Source organism: Flavobacterium sp. UBA5153 (assembly GCA_002413745.1).
Taxonomy (GTDB): Bacteria; Bacteroidota; Bacteroidia; order Flavobacteriales; family Flavobacteriaceae; genus Flavobacterium.
The window spans coordinates 13,216-34,940 of record DHXP01000052.1; the positions used below are offsets into that span (position 1 = coordinate 13,216).

Annotated in this window: 13 protein-coding genes and 1 tRNA gene; 6 read left to right on the forward strand and 8 right to left on the reverse strand. The window is 35.8% G+C overall.

Annotated features, from left to right (window positions below; translation table 11 throughout):
* The first annotated feature begins 94 nt into the window (after positions 1 to 94).
* Together B2145_RS10345 and odhB are read left to right on the forward strand one after the other, a co-directional pair.
* The gene (locus tag B2145_RS10345) at positions 95 to 2,869 is read left to right on the forward strand and encodes a 2-oxoglutarate dehydrogenase E1 component (RefSeq protein ID WP_291101884.1); all 2,775 of its coding nucleotides are present in this window, start codon (positions 95 to 97) and stop codon (positions 2,867 to 2,869) included.
* A gap of 84 nt (positions 2,870 to 2,953) precedes the next feature.
* On the forward strand, positions 2,954 to 4,177 hold the full coding sequence (odhB, locus tag B2145_RS10350; protein WP_291101886.1) for a 2-oxoglutarate dehydrogenase complex dihydrolipoyllysine-residue succinyltransferase: 1,224 nt from the start codon (positions 2,954 to 2,956) through the stop codon (positions 4,175 to 4,177).
* Positions 4,178 to 4,248: 71 nt separating this feature from the next.
* On the opposite strand, the gene B2145_RS10355 is transcribed toward odhB, so the two are convergent.
* Together B2145_RS10355 and B2145_RS10360 are read right to left on the reverse strand one after the other, a co-directional pair.
* On the reverse strand, positions 4,249 to 4,998 hold the full coding sequence (locus B2145_RS10355) for a hypothetical protein (protein ID WP_291101888.1): 750 nt from the start codon (positions 4,996 to 4,998) through the stop codon (positions 4,249 to 4,251).
* A 21-nt stretch (positions 4,999 to 5,019) separates the two neighbouring features.
* Positions 5,020 to 5,457: a retropepsin-like aspartic protease gene (locus B2145_RS10360; RefSeq protein WP_291101890.1), complete on the reverse strand. Its 438-nt coding sequence runs from the start codon at positions 5,455 to 5,457 to the stop codon at positions 5,020 to 5,022.
* 85 nt (positions 5,458 to 5,542) lie between these two features.
* Between B2145_RS10360 and B2145_RS10365 the strand changes: the two genes are divergently transcribed.
* The 4 genes from B2145_RS10365 (at position 5,543) to B2145_RS10380 (ending at position 8,679) form a co-directional block, all read left to right on the forward strand.
* Positions 5,543 to 6,310, forward strand: a complete 768-nt coding sequence (locus tag B2145_RS10365) for a TatD family hydrolase (protein WP_291101892.1) — start codon at positions 5,543 to 5,545, stop codon at positions 6,308 to 6,310.
* A gap of 67 nt (positions 6,311 to 6,377) precedes the next feature.
* Positions 6,378 to 7,514 (forward strand): 1-acyl-sn-glycerol-3-phosphate acyltransferase, encoded by a 1,137-nt coding sequence (locus tag B2145_RS10370; RefSeq protein WP_291101894.1) that lies wholly within the window; start codon positions 6,378 to 6,380, stop codon positions 7,512 to 7,514.
* Complete coding sequence (locus B2145_RS10375; protein ID WP_291101896.1) at positions 7,504 to 8,532, forward strand: asparaginase; 1,029 nt, start codon at positions 7,504 to 7,506, stop codon at positions 8,530 to 8,532. The genes B2145_RS10370 and B2145_RS10375 overlap by 11 nt, the downstream gene beginning before the upstream one ends.
* Positions 8,533 to 8,594: 62 nt before the next feature.
* Positions 8,595 to 8,679: transfer RNA gene (locus B2145_RS10380), tRNA-Ser, on the forward strand.
* Positions 8,680 to 8,920: 241 nt separating this feature from the next.
* Here the strand turns inward: B2145_RS10380 and B2145_RS10385 are convergent.
* The 6 genes from B2145_RS10385 to B2145_RS10405 form a co-directional block, all read right to left on the reverse strand.
* Complete coding sequence (locus B2145_RS10385; protein ID WP_291101898.1) at positions 8,921 to 11,137, reverse strand: family 43 glycosylhydrolase; 2,217 nt, start codon at positions 11,135 to 11,137, stop codon at positions 8,921 to 8,923.
* A 23-nt stretch (positions 11,138 to 11,160) separates the two neighbouring features.
* The gene (locus tag B2145_RS10390; RefSeq protein WP_291101899.1) at positions 11,161 to 13,005 is read right to left on the reverse strand and encodes an NPCBM/NEW2 domain-containing protein; all 1,845 of its coding nucleotides are present in this window, start codon (positions 13,003 to 13,005) and stop codon (positions 11,161 to 11,163) included.
* A gap of 111 nt (positions 13,006 to 13,116) precedes the next feature.
* Positions 13,117 to 13,308, reverse strand: a complete 192-nt coding sequence (locus B2145_RS17730; protein ID WP_414654580.1) for a transposase — start codon at positions 13,306 to 13,308, stop codon at positions 13,117 to 13,119.
* A gap of 234 nt (positions 13,309 to 13,542) precedes the next feature.
* Positions 13,543 to 15,966: a sugar-binding domain-containing protein gene (locus B2145_RS10395; protein WP_291101901.1), complete on the reverse strand. Its 2,424-nt coding sequence runs from the start codon at positions 15,964 to 15,966 to the stop codon at positions 13,543 to 13,545.
* A gap of 331 nt (positions 15,967 to 16,297) precedes the next feature.
* On the reverse strand, positions 16,298 to 17,857 hold the full coding sequence (locus B2145_RS10400) for a RagB/SusD family nutrient uptake outer membrane protein (RefSeq protein WP_291101903.1): 1,560 nt from the start codon (positions 17,855 to 17,857) through the stop codon (positions 16,298 to 16,300).
* A gap of 62 nt (positions 17,858 to 17,919) precedes the next feature.
* On the reverse strand, positions 17,920 to 21,036 hold the full coding sequence (locus tag B2145_RS10405; RefSeq protein ID WP_291101905.1) for a SusC/RagA family TonB-linked outer membrane protein: 3,117 nt from the start codon (positions 21,034 to 21,036) through the stop codon (positions 17,920 to 17,922).
* Positions 21,037 to 21,725 lie beyond the last annotated feature (689 nt).

Below are 21,725 nucleotides of genomic sequence, written 5' to 3' on the forward strand. Positions count from 1 at the left end.
GGCATAAAAGTATCTAAAAAAAAATTATATCCTTATTGTATTATTGTACTTTTGCCAAACTATTTTGAAAAATTAGCGGATTCAATACTATATTATGGACAGGTTTTCATTTTTAAATGCGGCACACACCGAATTCTTTGCACAATTATACGATCAATATCTAGAAAATCCAGATAGCGTAGAGCCAAGTTGGAGAAGTTTTTTCCAAGGTTTCGACTTTGGAATGACTACTTATAATGAGGAAAATCCAGTAGCCCAAATTGCAAATGTTGCTTCGGGTGCTATGGAAAGCACTTCTGTTTCTGAGAAACTTCAGAAAGAGTTCAATGTCATTAATTTAATCAATGCTTATAGAAATCGTGGACATTTGTTTACCAAAACGAATCCAGTTCACAAACGAAGAACCTATACGCCAACCCTGGATCTTGAGAATTTTGGACTTTCAAAAGCCGATTTAACAACGGTATTTGATGCGGCAAAAATCATCAAAATTGCACCTTGTACCTTGCAGGAAATCTTGGGCCATTTGGATAAAATTTATTGTCAATCCATTGGGGTTGAATATATGTTTATTCGAAGACCAGAGGATATCCAATGGATTCAGAATAAAATTGGATATAATGACAATCATCCTAAATATTCTCCCGACGAAAAGAGGGCGATTCTCAACAAATTAAACCAAGCGGTTTCATTCGAGAATTTCTTGCATACCAAATATGTGGGTCAAAAACGATTTTCTCTCGAAGGAGGCGAATCCATCATTCCGGCACTTGATGTATTGATTGAAAAAGCCGCCGAAAAAGGAGTGGAACATTTTGTAATGGGAATGGCGCATCGTGGTCGTTTGAATGTTTTGGCAAATATTTTTGGCAAATCTACCCAGGATATTTTCGGGGAATTTGAAGGCAAAGATTACAATCAAGATGATTTTGACGGCGATGTAAAATACCATTTAGGAGTTACCTCCGAAAAAACAACGAGTACCGGAAAAAAAATCAACATTAATCTTGCTCCAAATCCTTCACATCTTGAAACCGTTGGCGCAGTAATCGAAGGAATTACAAGGGCAAAACAAGACAGACATTTTCCGGACGATTTTTCAAAAGTATTGCCAATTGCCGTTCACGGAGATGCAGCAATCGCTGGTCAGGGAATTTTATATGAAATTATACAGATGTCACAACTCGACGGTTACCAAACCGGCGGGACGATACACATTGTAATCAATAATCAAGTGGGTTTTACAACGAATTATCTTGATGCTCGTTCATCCACTTATTGTACAGATGTTGCCAAAGTAACCCTTTCGCCTGTATTGCACGTTAATGCCGATGATGCCGAAGCTGTGGTACACTCCATATTATTTGCCTTGGATTTTAGAATGAAATTTGGTCGAGACGTATTTATCGATTTGTTAGGCTATAGAAAATACGGTCATAATGAAGGCGATGAACCTCGTTTTACACAACCTTTATTGTATAAAGTTATAGCAAAACATAAGAATCCAAGAGATATATATGCCGAAAAATTATTGGCAGAAGGTGTGATTGATGCCAATTTTGTAAAAGAGCTTGAAATAGAATACAAATCTGGATTAGAAATAAACCTCGCAGCATCCCGTAAAAAAGAATTGACAATAATTACCCCATTTATGCAAAATGAATGGCAAGGTTTATCAAAAGGAGGTATAGCACAAATGCTCAAAAAAGTAGATACTTCCTATTCTAAGGAAGGACTGACAACAGTAGCAAATGCGGTTTGTAATTTACCACAGGATAAAAAGTTTATTAATAAAATCCAAAAATTAATAAACGACAGGAAAACCATGTTTTTCGAAACCGATAAGTTGGATTGGGCTATGGCCGAACATTTAGCTTATGGTTCCCTTTTAAGAGAAGGGTTTGACGTTCGTATTTCTGGGCAAGACGTGGAGCGAGGTACCTTTTCTCATCGTCATGCCGTTGTAAAAGTCGAAGATTCTGAGGAGGAAGTAATCTTGATCAATAATTTAGAAGGGAAAAAGGGTAAATTTTATGTTTACAATTCCCTTTTATCAGAATATGGAGTTTTGGGGTTTGATTACGGATATGCCTTGGCAAGCCCAAATACATTAACGATTTGGGAAGCACAGTTTGGTGATTTCAGTAATGGAGCGCAAATTGTAATTGACCAGTATATTTCTTGCGGAGAAGACAAATGGAACAATCAAAACGGAATCGTTCTCTTATTACCTCACGGATACGAAGGGCAAGGAGCAGAGCATTCCTCAGGAAGGATGGAACGTTATTTGCAACTTTGCGCCAGACAGAATATGTTTGTTGCTAATTGTACAACGCCTGCCAACTTCTTCCATTTGCTGAGAAGACAGATGAAAACCACTTTCCGTAAACCCCTTATTGTGTTTACACCAAAAAGTTTGTTGCGTGATCCAAGAGTAGTTTCGGGTGTTGAAGAATTTGCAACTGGGAATTTCCAAGAAACTTTTGATGACGAAACCGTAAATAAAGAGGAAGTTACCTCCTTAGTTTTCTGTACCGGAAAATTCTATTACGACATCACTGCCGAAAGAGAAATCAACGGAAGAAAAGACGTGGCTGTGGTAAGAATTGAACAATTATTTCCATTGCCAATAGAACAATTAAAAGCAATAATAGCAAAATACCCAAAAGTGGATGACTATGTCTGGGCACAGGAAGAGCCAAAAAACATGGGAGCTTACGGTTATATGTTGATGAATTTCAATTTGGTCAAATGGAGATTAGCTTCGCTAAAAGCTTTTGCGGCAGCAGCATCTGGAAGTTATACCAGGTCAAAACGTCGTCATGCAGAAGCAATGAAATTTGTTTTTGACAAGAATTTATCCAGATAGAAAAATTTGTTTCAGGTTTAAAGTTTCGGGGTTGATGTTAACCAACTTGAAACTTTAACCAATTTAAACTTTAAACTAAAAATTATGATTTTAGAAATGAAAGTCCCATCACCGGGGGAATCTATAAAAGAAGTTGAAATCGCAACTTGGTTAGTGAAAGATGGAGATTATGTAGAAAAAGACCAAGCTATTGCCGAAGTCGATTCTGATAAGGCAACACTGGAATTGCCGGCAGAAGCAAGCGGAATAATTACGCTAAAAGCCGAAGAAGGGGATGCGGTTGCAGTAGGATCAGTGGTTTGCTTGATTGATACCGAAGGTGCAAAACCATCAAGTTCAGCACCAGTTGCGGAAGCAAAACCTGTAGTTGTGGTTGAGGTACCAAAAAAAGAAGAAGTTAAAACTGCTCCAGCAGCTCCAGTTTCATATGCTTCATCAACACCATCTCCTGCAGCAAGAAAAATATTGGACGAAAAAAATATCCAGCCTTCTGATATTATTGGAACCGGGAAAGATGGACGAATTACCAAAGATGATGCAGTAAATGCAACTCCATCAATGGGAACACCAACAGGTGGAAGCCGTGGATCCGAACGTACAAAATTATCAATGTTGCGCCGAAAAGTTGCCGAAAGATTGGTCGCAGCCAAAAACGAAACAGCAATGTTGACTACGTTCAACGAAGTAAATATGACGCCAATTAACTTGTTGCGCAATGAATACAAAGAGGCTTTCAAGGCAAAACACGGCGGACTTGGTTTAGGATATATGTCATTCTTTACAAAAGCGGTGACAAGAGCATTAAAAATGTACCCAGACGTTAATTCAATGATGGATGGCGATTATAAAATTGCTTTTGATTTTTACGATATTTCAATTGCCGTTTCCGGGCCAAAAGGATTAATGGTTCCTGTGGTTCGCAATGCCGAAAACTTGACTTTCCGCGGAGTAGAAGCTGATATTAAAAGGTTGGCCATAAAAGCGCGTGACGGACAAATTACGGTTGACGATATGACGGGCGGAACATTTACAATCACCAATGGAGGTGTTTTTGGAAGTATGTTATCTACTCCAATTATCAATCCACCACAATCAGGAATTCTTGGGATGCACAATATTATCGAGCGCCCTATTGCCGTAAATGGCAAAGTGGAAATTCACCCAATGATGTATGTTGCCTTGTCTTATGACCACAGAATCATCGATGGTCGTGAATCAGTTGGTTTCTTGGTTGCCGTGAAAGAAGCATTGGAGAATCCCGTAGAATTATTATGTGATAACAATCCTAAAAAAGCATTTGAGTTGTAGTCATTGCGAGGAACGAAGCAATTTCTTGATAAATAAAAAATCCTATTTAGTTAATTCTAAATAGGATTTTTTTAGTTAGCTTTAAATTCTACATAATCAAAAAGAGCGTAATTCTTGGAATTGGGTATATGATCACCTATAAACGTTAAATTTTCGACACTACAAAAGATGTTAAATTTAGATTTAGTACCATAATTGAGCGGGGTCGAAGCCAGAATATCGCCATTGATTTTCCAAGTGGCATAATATCTTCTGTTAGAATTTAATGTCAATTCGACAGATAACACATACCATTGCGCTCTTTTGATTTTATTTTTAATAGATTGAAACGGATTTCCCTGTGAAGTCATGTATACAATAAGGTCATCTGATGCTGCATTTAATTCTTGTCTAATAGCTTGTTTGCCATAACCAATCTCAAAATCAAGTTCATGGGTGTCATTATTGTACAAAAAAGCACTTATACTTGTCATATCACCCATTCCCATTTCAGGAATATAGACTCTCCAATTGTAAGTTCCGGTAGTAAATGTTGAAACGGATTTTATTTTTGGTCTTTCCCAAGTATTGGCATTGGTAAAAATATTTAAAATACCATTGTCAATGCCATAATTTATTGATCCATTTGTATTCATGGAAGCATCCTCCCATTCATTCAAATCATTGAAATCCCAAAATTTTGGAGGAGTGGGATTTGAAGTTTTCAAAGTGTTGGAATTGGGAAATGTTTCAGTTTTGTTTCCTTCAATTAGATTTTCATCTGTACAGGAAAATAATAGCAACCCCAAAACTAATAATAAGATTTTGAAATTGGTTTTCATTTTTATATGTAAGTTGGTTTATTATTGTAAATATAAATAATAATTATGATAATCCACTATTGCTTTCCCTTTCATTAGGATGTCTGCACCAATAATACCGTGAACGGGTTTTGCTTTGTGTTGGATTAAAGCTTCATTAACATGGGATAAATCGAAAATCACGAGTTCAAAACCAGAATGTTTCCAACTGCCCAATTTCAAATGATTGTCGGCGGCAATTTGTGTAAACATTCCTGTTGCGCCTGCGCCCGAAGCTTTTGTTTTTGATTTTTTGGCCTCCAGTCGAAACAATTCGACACTTTCAAAACCAACACAACTTGAGCTGGCTCCGGTGTCGAGAATAAAATTACCTTTCACGCCATTGATACTCGCTTTTATGAGTAAATGTTGGGTTTTTGAAACTTGAAACTTTATTTTCTTGTACTTTTCTTTTTTAAGAATGTCGGGAAGGGTTTTCATAAATATCGATCGTTAATCAAAAGTAATCCAAAAATCTAAAAAACCAACAATCGAAAATATTAACTTTGCAACTTTAAAAAAACAAATGATAATTACGGATACACATACGCATTTATATTCAGAAGAATTTAGCGAAGATCGAAACGAAATGATACAGCGTGCTATTGATGCCGGTGTTTCACGGTTTTTTATTCCCGCCATAGATTCAACTTATACGCAAGCGATGTACGATTTAGAGAAGTCTCATCCTGAGAATGTTTTCTTGATGATGGGTTTGCATCCAACGCATGTGAAAGACAATTATCTCGAAGAATTGGAACGGGTGGAAGTAGAATTGTCCAAAAGAAAATTCTACGCCATTGGCGAAATTGGCATCGATTTATATTGGGACAAAGCCCATTTACAGGAACAACAAATCGCTTTCAGAAAACAAATTCAATTGGCAAAACAGTGCAAATTGCCCATAGTCATTCATTGTCGGGAGGCTTTTGATGCCGTTTTTGAGATTTTGGAAGAGGAGAAATCAGATGATTTATTTGGAATTTTTCACTGTTTTTCTGGAACTTATGAGCAAGCAATACAAGCCATCTCGTATAATATGAAACTCGGAATTGGAGGAGTGGTTACTTTCAAAAACGGAAAAATTGATCAATTCTTGAGTCAAATCGATTTGAAACATATTGTTCTTGAAACCGATTCTCCTTATTTGGCCCCGACTCCTTTTCGTGGCAAGCGCAACGAAAGTAGTTATTTAGTTCATGTTGTAAGCAAATTGGCTGCGATTTATAATTTACCTCAAGAAGAAATCGCAAGGATTACCACCAAAAATTCTGAGACTATTTTTGGGATTTAACGGAGAATTCGGCTATTTTTGATAAAAATTTTGTTCATTTGTTATTATAAAAAAATATATTCTAAATATGTCAAAATTTGACGCTATTCGGCCTTATTATGATGCCGAAGTAAATGACGCCATTCGTTCCTCAATAAACCACCCGATGATGAAGGCGTTGATGCACTTTACTTTTCCGGAAGTGGACGATGAAGTTTGGAAAAAACAACTAAAAAAAACATATTCCATACGTGATTTTCAGTGCAATTTTATATATCATTCCGTTCAAAAAGTGCTGAAAAGAACTGCTGATGGGTTGACTACTTCAGGCTTCGGGAAGTTAAAAAAAAATACTTCCTATTTGTTTATTTCAAATCACCGTGACATTTTGTTGGATACGTCACTATTGAACGCTTGTTTGTATGAACACGGGCTTGTTATGACCGCATCGGCAATTGGGGATAATTTAGTAAAAAAATCATTTTTAAAAATACTGGCAAAATTAAACCGAAACTTTCTGGTTCAAAGAGGGTTGTCCCCTCGAGAAATGCTGCAAAGTTCAAAATTATTGTCTGAATATATTGGGCAGTTATTATTGCACGAAAATCGTTCGGTTTGGATTGCACAACGAGAAGGAAGAACCAAAGACGGTAATGACGCCACAAATCCAGGGGTTTTAAAAATGCTTGCAATGGGTTCCGACGAACAAAATTTAATTGATTATTTCAAGAAAATAAGGATAGTTCCCGTTTCCATTTCGTATGAATATGACCCGACCGATGCTTTAAAAATGCCGCAATTAATAGCCGAAGCCAATAATGAAATTTACACAAAGGAAAAAAATGAGGATTTCGTTACCCTTATGAGCGGGGTCATGGGGCAAAAAAAACGTATTCATATTCACGTTGGGGATATTCTTGGCCAAGAATTAGATGGAATTAAGGAAGAATTCGAAAATTCAAATAAGCAAATACAGGCTTTGGCTCAAGTCATTGATGATTCGATACTGAACAATTATAAATTATGGCCCTCCAATTATATTGCCTATGATATTTTGAATAATGCCAAAACCTATTCCCATTTGTATACTGAAAATGAAAAATCACTTTTTGAACGCAGATTGGAAATGAGAATAGATCAAAACAATCCTGTGGCTTTACAAAGTTTTCTTGCAATGTATGCCAATCCGGTTGTCAATAAAATGAAATACACAAATGCAACCTAAGGCCAAAATACTTTTGATTTATACCGGAGGAACCATTGGTATGATGAAAGATTTTGAAACGGGAGCTCTCAAGGCTTTCAACTTTAGTAAATTATTGCAAAGAATCCCGGAATTAAAACAATTGGATTGTGACATTGAAACCATTTCATTCGAAAATCCGATAGATTCTTCCAATATGAGTCCTGAAAAATGGATAAAAATTGCAACAATAATAGAAGATAATTATTCTGATTTCGATGGATTTGTTGTACTTCATGGTTCTGATACTATGTCGTATTCGGCCTCCGCATTGAGTTTTATGCTCGAAAATTTATCAAAACCCGTAATCTTTACCGGATCACAATTACCAATTGGTGATTTAAGAACAGATGCCAAAGAGAATTTAATAACCGCCATTCAAATTGCTTCTTTGCAACATAATGGCAAACCCGTACTAAGAGAAGTCTGTCTTTATTTTGAATACAAATTATACAGAGGTAACAGATCCACAAAGATAAATTCGGAACATTTTAATGCATTTTCTTCGCCAAATTACCCGCCATTGGTCGAGTCTGGTGTGTATTTGAAAATGTATTCCGAATTATTTTTGACCAAGACAAGAGTCAAAAGATTAAGAATTCATAAAAATATGGAAAACCGGGTGGCAATTATAAAACTGTTTCCCGGGATTAGTGAAACTGTTTTGGCTGCTATTTTTGGCATACCACAACTTAAAGGAATTGTTTTGGAAACCTTTGGGGCAGGAAATGCTCCAACCGAGGATTGGTTTTTGTCACTGCTAAAAAAAGCCGTTAAAAGTGGCTTACACATTGTCAATGTCACACAATGTTCAGGCGGAAGTGTAAGAATGGGACAATATGAAACAAGCGCTTCTATGAAAAAAATAGGCGTGATTTCTGGAAAAGATATCACGACCGAAGCGGCAATCACCAAATTAATGTACTTATTAGGTCAAAATGTGTCGTCTGATATTTTTAAAACAATATTTGAAACTTCATTACGCGGTGAATTGTCATAAAAATCTAGTTTTAATTTTCTTAAGTCAATTTTTTTCGTGTTCTTTGCAACCTCAAATTAAATAGAGAGGTGGCCGAGTGGCTGAAGGCGCACGCTTGGAAAGCGTGTATATGGCAACATATCGAGGGTTCGAATCCCTTCCTCTCTGCTGAAAAGCTTTTAAACCCTTATTTTATAAGGGTTTTGTTTTTTAGGGGCATAAATAGGGGCATAAAACATTTTTTATTATATAGTTTATCTTAATGGATTTCTTTAAATATATTCATCAGCCATTTGATTTATTTCTTGTTTTGTCTTCACTTTTGAAGAAGTTGTCCAATTCACAACATCTGATTTTTTAAAATACAATTGTTTACTAGCTTTGAAGTGTGGAATTTTACGTTCGTGGGTTAATTTAAGCTAACAGCCTTAATACCCTGATGGGTTGGAGTTACTTGTTTTATACTTCCATCAGTATTGAATTCCAGTTTATCGATACATACCTCTCTATTATATCCTGCAGCATCCCCCATGGTAATTCCTTTTGGATAATTGAAACGATGATAAACAATGTACCACTCGTCTTTACCAGAAATTTGAATTACTGAATTATGGCCTGTTCCATATATATCACCTTTTTTATCTTTTGCAATTACGAGGTTATTTTTTGAGATATTTATTTTCCCTGTTGGAGAATCAGAAGTTCCATAACATACCCGATAATTTTCGCTTCGGGTATCATCTTCTGACCATAAAAAATAGTATGTACCATTTCTAAAAAAGACAGTTGTCCCTTCACGGAAAGTATCATTTGGAGTCATAATCTTCACAGATTCCTGTTTGATAGAAATCATATCGTCGTTAAGTTCGGCGCAAGCCATATAACCATTTCCCCAGTACAAATAGCTTTTTCCAGTTTTTGGATCGGTAAATACATCTGGATCTATTTGTTGTCCTCCAGAAACACCGTTTGGTAATTTGTTCACCAATGGTTTTCCTGAATCAACAAACGGACCTGTAGGATTATCCGCCACAGCGACACCAATTTTTTGTCCTGCAGTAAAATAGAAATAATACTTATAACCGTTTTCAACTTTTCTCTCAGTAATACAGGGAGCCCAAGCATTATTTTTTGCCCAAGTAACATCTTTTTCCAAATCAAGAATAATTCCTTCATCGGTCCAATTTACTAAATCAGGTGAAGAGAACGTCTTGAAATAGGTCCCTGACCAACCGTCAAATCCATCGCTTGTTGGGTAGATGTAGTATTTTGAAGTTTTTTCAGAATACAGAATATCCGGGTCGGCATAAAAACCATTCAAAACAGGATTATTCGCTACCGAAGCGGTAACCAACCAAATTTCTGCTGGTTGTCCTTTTATGGTAACGGTATATTTTACGGCTCCTTTTGTAAAGTCCTGAGCTGTTTTTGGTTCAACAGTTACTCCTGCAAATTTTGTAAAATCAGGTTTAAATGAAGAAAGATTGGTTCCTTGTTTTACTGGCAAATGAACTTGTTTCGTTGCACCATCAGCTTTGATATTGGCTTTCTTAACCTCTTTGGCATCAGAGGAACTCATAATATCCTTGGCATTTCCCCATTTACTTTCCAATCTTTCCAATTCTTTCGCAGTTATTGGCACAACAGTTCCGTGACGCGGGTGGAAATTCATCGTAATAGCATTATCAATAACCGAGAAATTCTCTAAGTCACTGGTTTTGGTAAACTGGTATTTTCCTTTTGTATAAAGATCATACATCAAAATATAATCTTTGGAATTATTCAGTTTAAAAACTCCAGCACCTTCAACAGGATATTTGGTTTGTTGCACATATTTATCTCTCAAAACATAGCCTTCAGTAAGTTGATCAGATACGGCAATTTTTATACCGGCACCAGCACCTTCTGTTTTGAAAAACAAATGGTATTTATTGTCCTTGAAAATAATTTCACCGTCAATACAAGCTCCGTTCGTTGGACTAAAAAACAATTGCTTGGGTTCGGTTTCCAAATCAGTAAAATCTTTATTAGCGTAAGCATAATAAATTTTGTCAATGTCGTTTCCGTGCTGCATCGACCAATAAATCATATACTTGCCTTTTTGGACATCATATATAGTTTGCGGCGCCCAAACCCGTTTCAGATTTTCATTATTTGGATATTTCTTTTGAATATTGATAACCGTTGAACTCCAGTTTACCAAATCAGTTGATTTCAATAAAACCATAGCTCTGTTAGAATCCCAACCTTTGGCAGAAACCATATCGGTCGCCACCATATAGAAAGTTTTTCCATCTGCACCACGAAGGATGTGTGGGTCTCTTACGCCTCCTGTCGAGCTTATTTTTTCAGAACTGATAATAGGATTATTATTGTTTAATGCTCTAAAATTATAACCGTCATTACTGACGGCAAAACGTATCTGTTCTTCCTCTTTTTTGTTTCCTGTAAAATAGACAAATAAATAGGCACTTGTTTTTATATTAGAACCCTTTACTTCAGACTTAGGCAATTTTTTAGATACCTGTTGTGCATTAACAGTTCCAAGAACAGTCAAGATTAATAACAAAACGGACCATTTATAAGAGTTGCCTTTTTTTAAAGAAATATTTTGATTATAATTCATGCTTTTTTTTTAATATGATTTAACTATTTCGACACTTTAATAATTTTATACAAGCCTGCTCCGTGCAGGTTAATTTCAGGAACAAATTCCCCGGAATATTTACCTAATACTTTTCCTGACCATAAATCAGTAATTAAATACTCATCTGGAAGTCCTATGTTTTTCAAATTTATTGAAATTTTCATACTGGTTGGAGGTGCAGGTCCTGAAGGGTTTTGGGTAAATACAAAAAATTTAACGGTCCCACCCGTATTTTGAGAGACACAAGCTTCATCCAAACCAACAAGTGCTTTAAAACGAGTATAGCCTTCAGGTATATCAAATTCTATAATTGAATTAGAATGGGTACCAATGCCATTTTCATATTTAACTTTATTTACTGTAAGAGCATTGCCGGAAACACTTTGGTTCACTTTTGGTTTTTCCCAACCTGAGGTTGCTTTTATCCATTTTAAACTGGTTAGTTTAAGGGAATCTTTTCCGTTATATAATGTTGGTTCAATCCAGTCGGCATGATCCCAATCGGTTTTGTCACCAGCATCATTTACCACTAAATATAGTTTTTTAGCACCCGAAATGTCAACATCTGCTAACACACTTTGTTTAGGGGTTGATTTTGTAATTAATCCGCTGTTCCAAACTGCTTTTTCTTCGGTTACTAATTTTTGATCCTGAGTATTAAAGACCGCTAAGTATTTAGCTCCAGTACCCGGTTCGTCCGCAATCCATGTGGCTTTGTCTTTATCCGTGAAAAGAGGCTTGTTGTTAGTGCTTTCGTTCAAAACTTTCAGTACATTTCTATTAGTCAATAATGAGAGGGTAAAAGGATCATTATCTGGAAGGTTACCACCAAACATTAAAGGAGATTTAAAAATACTCCATAAAGTCATTAAAGTGTATTGTTCATCCTTGGTAAAAGATGTCATACGAGGATCTCCTCTTTCTGCCCTGATACCAATACGGCCAAGGGGCAACATATCACCATCAGGATAAGCTCCATAGGAACGCCATTTGTTCCAACGGTCAAACACTTCAAAATGGTCTTTTAATTGTTGCCAGCTATCCCAAAAATCACCTACAGTACGCCACATATTGGCGTTTTTTTGAACGTGATCTGCATGTGCAATTGGTGTTTCGCCAGGGGAAGTGCTCAATACGATTTTACGCCCGGTATGATTGATGGCTTTGCGAATCATATTGATTTCCTCTTCAAAATAAATAGGGGAAGAAAGATCATCTATTTTAACAAAATCGAGACCCCAAGAAGCGTACAGTTCAAAAAGAGAATTATAGTATTCTTGAGCGCCTAGCTTGCCCGGAACTACAGTGTACATATCGTGTAACCAAGTGCACTGGTCTTTTTCTGAATAAATATCCCTAGCTGTAAAATTCGTGCCTTTTATAGGTAAGTTTTGTTTTACAGCTATTACAGGAATGCCACGCATTATGTGAATTCCAAACTTTAATCCTTTTTTATGAAGATAATCTGCCAAGGGCTTAAAGCCTTTTCCTCCTGCTGCAGAAGGAAAACGGTTTACTGCAGGCAAAAATCTACCGTATTGATCCAGAACATAATCGGGATCCTTTTCATTGTATCCGTGTGATTTATCGTTGCCAACATACCATCTAATATCTACAACAATATAATTCCATCCATAAGGTTTTAAATATTTGGACATATAATCGGCATTGGCTTTTACTTCTGCTTCTGTTACTGTAGGTCCAAAGCAGTCCCAGCTATTCCAGCCCATAGGAGGTGTTGCTGCCCAATTATGGAAGTCTTTCTTGGTTTGGGCGTGACCGCTATATCCAATTATCGAAAAGAATAAAACGAAGAATATCGTTTTGTGAAATTTAGATTGAATCATTAGTGTATTTATTAAATAGTTATGTTGTATTTAAAATTATAGTTACTAGAAAAAGTAACTACAACTCATTCATTATGCTGCTACCTATTCTTCGGACAAATATCATATAAATTAAGATAGGATTTGAGTTATTTTTTTCGGTTTCTTGGCTAAAATCGGAGATAACTCTTTTCGCCAGTCATACAATTGTGGAGTGATAACTCCCAATTTCCGGGCCAATTCTGAGATGTTATGTCTCCCATAACTCAACTGAACCTCTTTCTTTTTAAAAGCTCGATCATAAATTTTACGGACTTGTTTCATAAGTTAAAATTAAGGTTTTTATGCTTAACTATTTATGCAGGTAAAGTTAGCCTATCCAGACAGTCATATAAAAAGATATAGAAACATAAAAGCTATTCCTAATAAAAGAAACAGCCTTTACTAACCAAACCAAAATTAATTTTTATTCGCACTCATACCAAAATGAGTAGCCATTACTTGTTTATTCGTTTCGTCAATGTATTTATCATCATAACTTTTGAAAATATTAAAAACTTATTCTACTTTAACTGTAACCTCAGCTGGTTTTAACCAGTTGCTTGAAAACTTTACTGTTATAGGTTCATTCCCTCCAGTTGCCTGAATATAAGCTACAAGATGGCCGTGAAACACCCTCTGGACATTATCGGTATAATCACCCATATCCGTATTATTCCCTGCTTCCAACCCTAATAAAGTTCCTGAACCGTTTACCATACAAGTAACTTCGTTATCAGAAAGCATTACAGGCAAACCTTTTTCGTCTGTTACTTGTACAATTATTTTTGCAACTCCTTTTTGTTTATCAATAGTGATATTTTTTTCATCAATGACTAAAGAATAAGGCTGTTGTGAAGATTGTATCTCATATCGACTTACTGTTTTATTATCATTACTAAGTCCTATTGCTTCTAACTTACCCGATGTATAAGGCACATCCCAATAAATAATACCTGTCTTTTCATCATATTTCTTCTCTTCGCCAACCACTTTTCCGTTTAATTCCAGACGTGCTTTAGCTGCATTGGTATAACAAACTACCCTAACCATTTGGCCTTCATTATAATTCCATAAAGGCCAAGCGTCTTTAGAAAGTTCTGTTTCTTTATTGGCTATATAAGTCCCAGCGTAAATCATAGGACTATCTGACCATAGTGATTGACGGAAATATCCTTTTGGCTTTATAATACCCGCAAGATCAACTAATCCTGAATAGAATCCTCTGGATGGCCAGCTTCCTGATTCGCCCAAATAATCAATACCTGTCCATAAAAACTGTCCAAAAATATGCTTATTATTTTTTACTGCTAACCATGAATCCATACTATGAATATTCTCACTACCAAAAATTACCCTATTTGGATACTTTTTGTGATCAGAATCATACTTGCTTTCTGTATAATTATATCCAACGATATCAAGAGCTCCTGGATATTCAGTTTCGTTAGACATTGCTACACCTGCAAGTCCCGCTGTAGTTGGACGAGATTTATCATATTTTTTTACAGCGGCTACAAGGCGTTTGGCTATTCCTCCAAGTCGCATGGCATCTGGTGCATCTTTTTTGTAACCTCCGTAAGCGGGTTGAGAAAAACCAGTATCTTTTCCTCCATTTAGTACAGGATGAGAATATGGGTCATTTGGATAATCTACTTCATTACCTATACTCCATGCAAATACAGAAAGGTGATTTCGGTCACGACGTACCATATCTTCCAAATCTTTCTCTCCCCAAATAGCAAATATATCATTGGAACCCTCAAATCCTGGAGTACCTTGGTTCCAACCTTCCAGCCATTTGCGTTTTGGAAATTCCCATTCGTCATAGGCTTCATTTAGGACTAACAATCCTAATTCGTCACAAAGAGCATAAAAATCGGGTGCCTGTGGATTATGACTAGTACGAATAGCGTTTACTCCAATTTCTTTCAAGGTTTGCAATCTTGTTTTCAAAACATCTCGAGGTACGGCAGATCCTAAAACTCCTGCATCATGATGTAAGCAAACTCCTTTCATCTTCATCCATTTACCATTAAGGGCAAAACCTTTATTAGGATCGAAAGTAAAACTTCTAAAACCAGTTTGAGTAATCGTTTTATCTATTGTTTTACCATCCTTTAAAACAGTTGTTTTTAAATGATAAAGAATTGGATTATCTAAATCCCATAACTTAGCATTTTTTACGTTTATTTTTGTCGCAATTTTATCTTCTTTATTCGCTTCGACAAGAACTTTTTGGGAACTTTTAGCGACTAATTTTCCGTTATTGTCTAAAAGTTCATTTACAACGGTAAGATTTGTTTTTGCAGCAGAACCATTTTCTAACGCTACTTCTACATTTAAAATTCCGCTACTTTTACTAATTTCAGGATAGGCATACACTCCCCACTGCGCAATATGCACAGGATTTGCATAAACTAACCATACATTACGATAAATACCTGAACCAGTGTACCAACGTGAGTCGGCACTCTTGCTGTGATCTACATGAACAGCAATTGTATTATCTTCTCCATATTTTATAAAAGGAGTGGCATCATAAGCAAAAGAAATGTATCCGTTAGGTCGTTTTCCTAAAGAGTGTCCGTTAATAAAAACCTCGCTCCTGTTGTAAACGCCTTCAAAATAGAAGTATACTTTTTCTCCGTTCTTACTTTGAGGAATATTTATGTTTTTTCGATACCAACCAATTCCTCCTGGGAGGTAAGCCATACAACTTGCCAAGGTAGGACTAAACTGTTCTTTTATGCTCCAATCATGGGGCAAATCAACAGATTGCCACTTACTGTCGTCGTAAGTTTTATTTTGAGCATTTGGAGTATCTTGAAGAATAAACTTCCAGCTGTCATTAATTTTTTTGGAATCCCCAAATGATATCTGACTGAAAGCAGATAAACAGGAAAAAATAAAAATTGATAATAAGATTTTTTTAGTAGTCACTTTCTTTTAGGTTATATAGGCACTCTATTTGCACCTGCATTTGAAAATTCTCGAGAACGGTTTTTTTAAACAAAATACAACTTGTAGTATTTTACCGTTTCTGCTTTTAATTCTTTTTTTTTTGAGAGTTATAAATCCCCTGCATTTAAATATTTAAAATCTATTAATCTTATCCTTTTTAAATGGTCTTTATTTATGTCACACTTACAATAGATAAACTTGTTATTTTTTGTAAGTAACTTGTTTTTAAGATGAATAACAAACACCTCTCCTTTCTTTCTTTTAGGAGTGGTGTTTGTTATTTATAAACCTTTCACTTTAAATTGTTGATTTAATAGCCAGGGTTTTGTGTTAATAGCTTATTAACTTGCATTTCATTATGTGGTATTGGCCATAAGAATCCTTTAGAGGAATCAAATGTTCTACCTGCATATTTTATTTGCGAAAATGTCCAAGTGGTTGCACTTGCAGGATTGGTAAGTTTTGACAAGTCATATCCATATACATCATGTACCAAAGAGGCATCTTTCCATCGCAACATATCAGCATATCGAGTACCTTCTATAAAAAACTCCACTCTTCTTTCATGGCGCAAGATAGCACGAAGTTGTGTTTGAGTTAAGCCAGTCCCTTCAACCGATTCTACTGTTGGCATGTTTACTCTTGCCCGAACCTTATCAATTAAAGTATATATTTCTGAACTTGTACTTCCTGATTCTATAAGAGCTTCGGCTCGCATCAATAAAACATCAGCATAACGCATCAAAATAGTGTTGATGGCACAATTGCCAGGGTTTGTATTGTATAAATCGGCATATTTGCGTGGTCTAGCACCCAAATAACTATTGCCAGTGCTAGCTGGGAGAAAAGTAATTCCGTTGACAAACGAAGAGCCAGGCAATACAACCGATGCTGCTAATCTAGGATCCCGATTCGTGTATGGATCTTGCTCATTATAACCTGAAGCAGCATTAGTAATTGGCAAACCATTGGTCGTATAATAAGAGTTAATTAAGTCCGAGGTGGCATTGGCTGTAGACCATTGTGTAAATGAAGTGCAGGAACCTGGCCAAGATTGGGCAAAAGTGTTCTTGATGTACTGAATATCAAAAATAACTTCTACATTATTTTCGTTTGATTCATCAAAAAGAGTAGCGTAATTTGGATACAAACTATAAGTTCCTAAATTGATAACCTCTTGAGTTGCTTGAGCTGCATCTGCCCATTTTTCGTTATAAAGCAATGCTTTTGCCTTGAATGCTAAGGCAGCACCTTTAGTAGCACGACCTACATCTCCTCCGGAATAGGTTGTTGGAAGATTTGCGGCAGCAAAGGTCAAATCGGCAATAATAGCATCCAGCACTTGAGCCTTTGGTGTTCTTGCTATTTGCGAGTTTGTTGTACTTTGAACTTCAGGTACAAGTGGCACGTCACCATAGTAAGAGATAAGGGTAAAATACATATACGCTCTGATAAATCTAGCTTCGGCCTTCATTTGGGTTCTAACGGTTTCACTCATAGTCGCTTTATCAACATTGGTAAGAAACGAATTTGATCTTACTATTCCTCTATATCCAAATGACCATAGTGCTCCTGCAGCCCAACTACTCGAATTTTGCACCCAATCTCCAAATTCTTTAGAACCTTGCCAACCATCCTGACAATAATCATTGTCCGACATAAAATCGAATTGATAAAACTGGGTTGGTACATCACGTGGTACAATAGAGTTATAAACTCCCATAAGTGCAATTTTAGATTGAGCTCCATCTTGATAAAAAGTAGCTGGAGATATTGCATCTAATGGAGATTTATTTATAAGGTCTGGTGTACAGCTAAACACCAGATTTAGCAATGCAAAAGAAACAATTATTATATTAATTTTTTTCATCTGAATAATTTTTAAATGTTTGAAAAATTTATTGTTACCTAGTAATTTCATAAAACTACGATTTAGAAAGTGGCATTTAAACCAAATGAAAATATACGAACTTGTGGATAAGCTTGTGCTCTTGTTTCACCAACCGTTTGTTCAGGATCAAACCCTTTGAATTTTGTAATGGTAAAAACATTCTGAACATTTCCATATAATCTTATCGAATTAATACCCGCTTTAGCAAGCATCTTTTTATCTAAAGAGTAACCTAATTCTATATTTTTCAAACGTAGATAAGACGCGTCTTCTTGGTAAAAAGTAGAATTAATGTTTCTTCTAGCATCGTCTAATGTTACCCTTGGCATATCATTAGTGGGGTTTGTTGGTGTCCATCTGTTTTTCCACCAGTCGCCTGAATTGGAAAAGTTGCTAAACTCTGACGAAACTTCAGTAGAGGTATATCCTTGAATGCCTTTAACTCCTTGAAAAAATACTCCTAAATCAAAATTTTTCCATTCTGCATTTAAATTCCAAGAATAGCTCAAGTCTGGAAATTGTTTTCCTGTAACGGTTCTGTCGTGGTCTAAATCTACCACCCCATCTCCATTAAGATCTTTGAACTTAATATCCCCTGGAAGTGCATTATAGTTAGAAACCTTAACGACTCCTGATTTCAAAACATAGTTACGGCTACCAGGAGCAATGTTTGGATCGCTACTGTTTTGCCATGTGAAATCGGATATTTGATACAAACCCTCTTTTTCATATCCATAAAATGAATTTATAGCATATCCTTCTTTAAGTACTTTAGGTCCATTCATGATAGGCCCTGTGCCAGCAAGATCTGTAACCTTGTTTACGACATGAGATAAACTAACGGTACTTTTCAATTTTAAGTCGTTAGAGAATGTTTTTTTGTAGGTTACAATAAGCTCAAGCCCTTTGTTTTCTACTCCTCCAACATTTTGATAAGGAGCTGATAAATTACCCAAGGTGACCGGAATAGGAAGTTGCATCAAGATACCTGTTGTTTTTTTAACAAAATAATCAAGACCTATATCAAATGAATTTTGTATCCCTAAATCTACTCCAAAATTTGTTTGAGTTGATGTTTCCCAAGTTGTATCTGTATTTACTAAACCGGTGGTAGCAACACCTGGATATAGCACTCCTGCAAGAGAATAGTTTTGCCCTGTTGATAAAACACTGCTTGCAGCATATAAGGAATTAATATTTTGGTTTCCTAATTGCCCCCAAGAAGCACGTAGTTTTAACAGATTTAACCAATTGACCTCTTTTAAGAAATTTTCTTTAGATAATACCCATCCTGCAGAAAATGACGGAAAAGTACCCCATCGATGACCATCGGCAAATCTTGAAGAACCATCTTTACGAACATTTGCTTCGAATAGGTATTTTTGGGCATACGCATAATTGATACGACCAAATACAGATTGCAATCCCAAGGCAGTAGCCCCTGCATTGTTTGTTTGTGTTGAAGGGTCTCCCAAACTTAAAATTCTTTGAGAGTTGCTAAGAAATTTAGAACGATAGCCACTGTTCCAAGACCAATTGAATTCCTCTTCGGAATATCCTGCCAATACGTTAAATTGGTGGTCGCCAATACTTTTTTTGTATTTTAACAATGTCGTAAACAAGGATTGTGTGTCTAATCCGTCTGCCACAGATAAGTCCGAAGTTAGTGTTTTAGTAGCTCCAGCCGAGTTGGCTATGACCACATTGGCATGAAATGCATTAGTATTTGAACTTACAACATTGTATCCATAAGTTACTTGAGCACTTAAATCTTTAAAAAAGTTATACTCGGCTTCAATTTGCCCATTAAATGTATAACGAGTTATTATCGAGGTACTACCTGTTTTTGTTTCCCCATAAAAATTATTTCCACCATCAAGTCCTACCCATTGCCCTGCTGCGTTTGTCAATTGATAAACGGGCGCAGTGGTAGCGTACCATTTGTTACTCCATTCGTCTCTTGGTTCGATTCTTGTGCCCTTATTTCCTGAAGATCGGAAAGAGAATCTTAATTTTTTATCTTTTAACAGAAAAGCATCTACATTGGCTCTAAAGTCAGTTTTTACATAATTGCCACCAACTAATATTCCTTCTTGTTCTAGGTGGCCTGCCATAAATGCATAATGCAAATTTTCATTCCCCCCCGATACATTAAGGCTATGGTTTGACATAGTTGCTTTGTTATAATATATTTTAAAATAATTGTTGTCAGGATACAATGGGTCATTGTGTGCGGCATATTTGGCAATATCTGCCTGCGAATATTTAGGTACCGTTACCCCTGAATTTACTTGTGCTTCGTCATAAAGTGTTGCATAATCGACAGAGTTTAAAACTTTAGGAAGCGAGGTAGCTTGTTGTACTCCGAAATAATTACTGTACGAAACTGTCAATTTACCCTCCGAACCTCTTTTGGTTGTAATTAAAATCACTCCATTTGCAGCTCTATTTCCATAAATAGCAGCAGAAGCAGCATCTTTTAAAACAGAGATTGATTTTATATCATTGGAATTTACATCACTCATACTTCCGGGAAAGCCATCAATTAATACCAATGGATTGCTGTTGTTTAAGGTGCCTACTCCACGAATATTAATTACTGCATCGTCTCCACCTGGCTTACCTGAATTTTGCAAAGCATACACTCCAGAAACAGTCCCTTGTAGTGCTAAACTCGCATTGGTTATTGGTCTACTTTTTAGTTCATCCATTTGAACACTACCAACGGCTCCTGTTAAATTTACCTTTTTTTGCGTTCCATACCCAACAACAACTACTTCTTCAAGTGCGGTACTGTCTTCTTCAAGACTAATAGCAATTTTTGTTTGATTGTTTAATAGCAATTCTTTTGTTTTAAAACCAATACTTGTAAAAACAAGAACATCACCAGAATCAGCAGCAATTTCAAAATTACCATCCATATCTGTCAAAGCGGCTATAGCAGTACCTTTAACCGTCACTGTTGCTCCTGGAAGTGGCAACGTATCTTTTGAGGAAGTAACTCTTCCTTTTATCTTAACTTTTAAAAAATCTATTTTAGTGGTACTTATGGTCTTTTCCCCTGCATGGATAGGACTCCATGCTAAACTTAAACAGAGAAAGATCAATATCTTCCCTTGTAATAAAAATTTAGTTTTTGAAAACGTAGTTATATTCATAAATTTTAGTTTTTAAGACTCTCATTTTTAGAAAACAATTAAAATGAAAGGCTATTATGGTTAAATAGTTAATGTTTTTATTCTTTTTTTTATTCCTAAACAACTTGACCTAATATAATTGCATTACTCAATCACTTTGGCAAATCATTTGGTTTATGATGGCTCACAGCTAAAAACTGCCCTCTACAATCTACTTTGATGCGATTAAATCAAGGAATTAATTGTATAGTTTTCCTCTAAACACATCAAATAAAACCTCTAAATCATAGTACTTGTACTATGGGTTTATTTTAAAATTTCCTTTCTATGCTGAAATTTAAGGAATATTCTTTTTGATTAATCGGGATACTTCTTTTTCATACTTTCATTTTTTTTTGGTTAGTTAAAAATTATATTGTTTGTTTATGCCCGCAGTATTCTACTGCGGACGTGGGTAAATAAAGTAGTAAAACCAACACTTACAATTCTCTGCTAAAGGAAATTTTTCAGATTGATGTAAATTTTATATCTACCTAAAACAAACACTTATAAAATGCACAACACTTTGTTCTTAACAATTATAACCACAAAGTAATGGTTAGTTCAAAAGTTTCAGGAGGGGTAAATTGGTAAAAAAAGGAGGTCAAATTTGCAATCAAATAGTTTTTTATGTAAAAAAAATACGAAATAAGTAATGGTTAAAATTTAAT

Coding starts and splice junctions, on each gene's coding strand:
- B2145_RS10390 (WP_291101899.1), bottom strand. CDS start 13,005: ATGATTCAATCTAAATTTCACAAAACGATATTCTTCGTTTTATTCTTT.
- B2145_RS10365 (WP_291101892.1), top strand. CDS start 5,543: ATGATAATTACGGATACACATACGCATTTATATTCAGAAGAATTTAGC.
- B2145_RS10370 (WP_291101894.1), top strand. CDS start 6,378: ATGTCAAAATTTGACGCTATTCGGCCTTATTATGATGCCGAAGTAAAT.
- B2145_RS17730 (WP_414654580.1), bottom strand. CDS start 13,308: ATGAAACAAGTCCGTAAAATTTATGATCGAGCTTTTAAAAAGAAAGAG.
- B2145_RS10345 (WP_291101884.1), top strand. CDS start 95: ATGGACAGGTTTTCATTTTTAAATGCGGCACACACCGAATTCTTTGCA.
- B2145_RS10405 (WP_291101905.1), bottom strand. CDS start 21,036: ATGAATATAACTACGTTTTCAAAAACTAAATTTTTATTACAAGGGAAG.
- B2145_RS10355 (WP_291101888.1), bottom strand. CDS start 4,998: ATGAAAACCAATTTCAAAATCTTATTATTAGTTTTGGGGTTGCTATTA.
- odhB (WP_291101886.1), top strand. CDS start 2,954: ATGATTTTAGAAATGAAAGTCCCATCACCGGGGGAATCTATAAAAGAA.
- B2145_RS10360 (WP_291101890.1), bottom strand. CDS start 5,457: ATGAAAACCCTTCCCGACATTCTTAAAAAAGAAAAGTACAAGAAAATA.
- B2145_RS10375 (WP_291101896.1), top strand. CDS start 7,504: ATGCAACCTAAGGCCAAAATACTTTTGATTTATACCGGAGGAACCATT.
- B2145_RS10400 (WP_291101903.1), bottom strand. CDS start 17,857: ATGAAAAAAATTAATATAATAATTGTTTCTTTTGCATTGCTAAATCTG.
- B2145_RS10385 (WP_291101898.1), bottom strand. CDS start 11,137: ATGAATTATAATCAAAATATTTCTTTAAAAAAAGGCAACTCTTATAAA.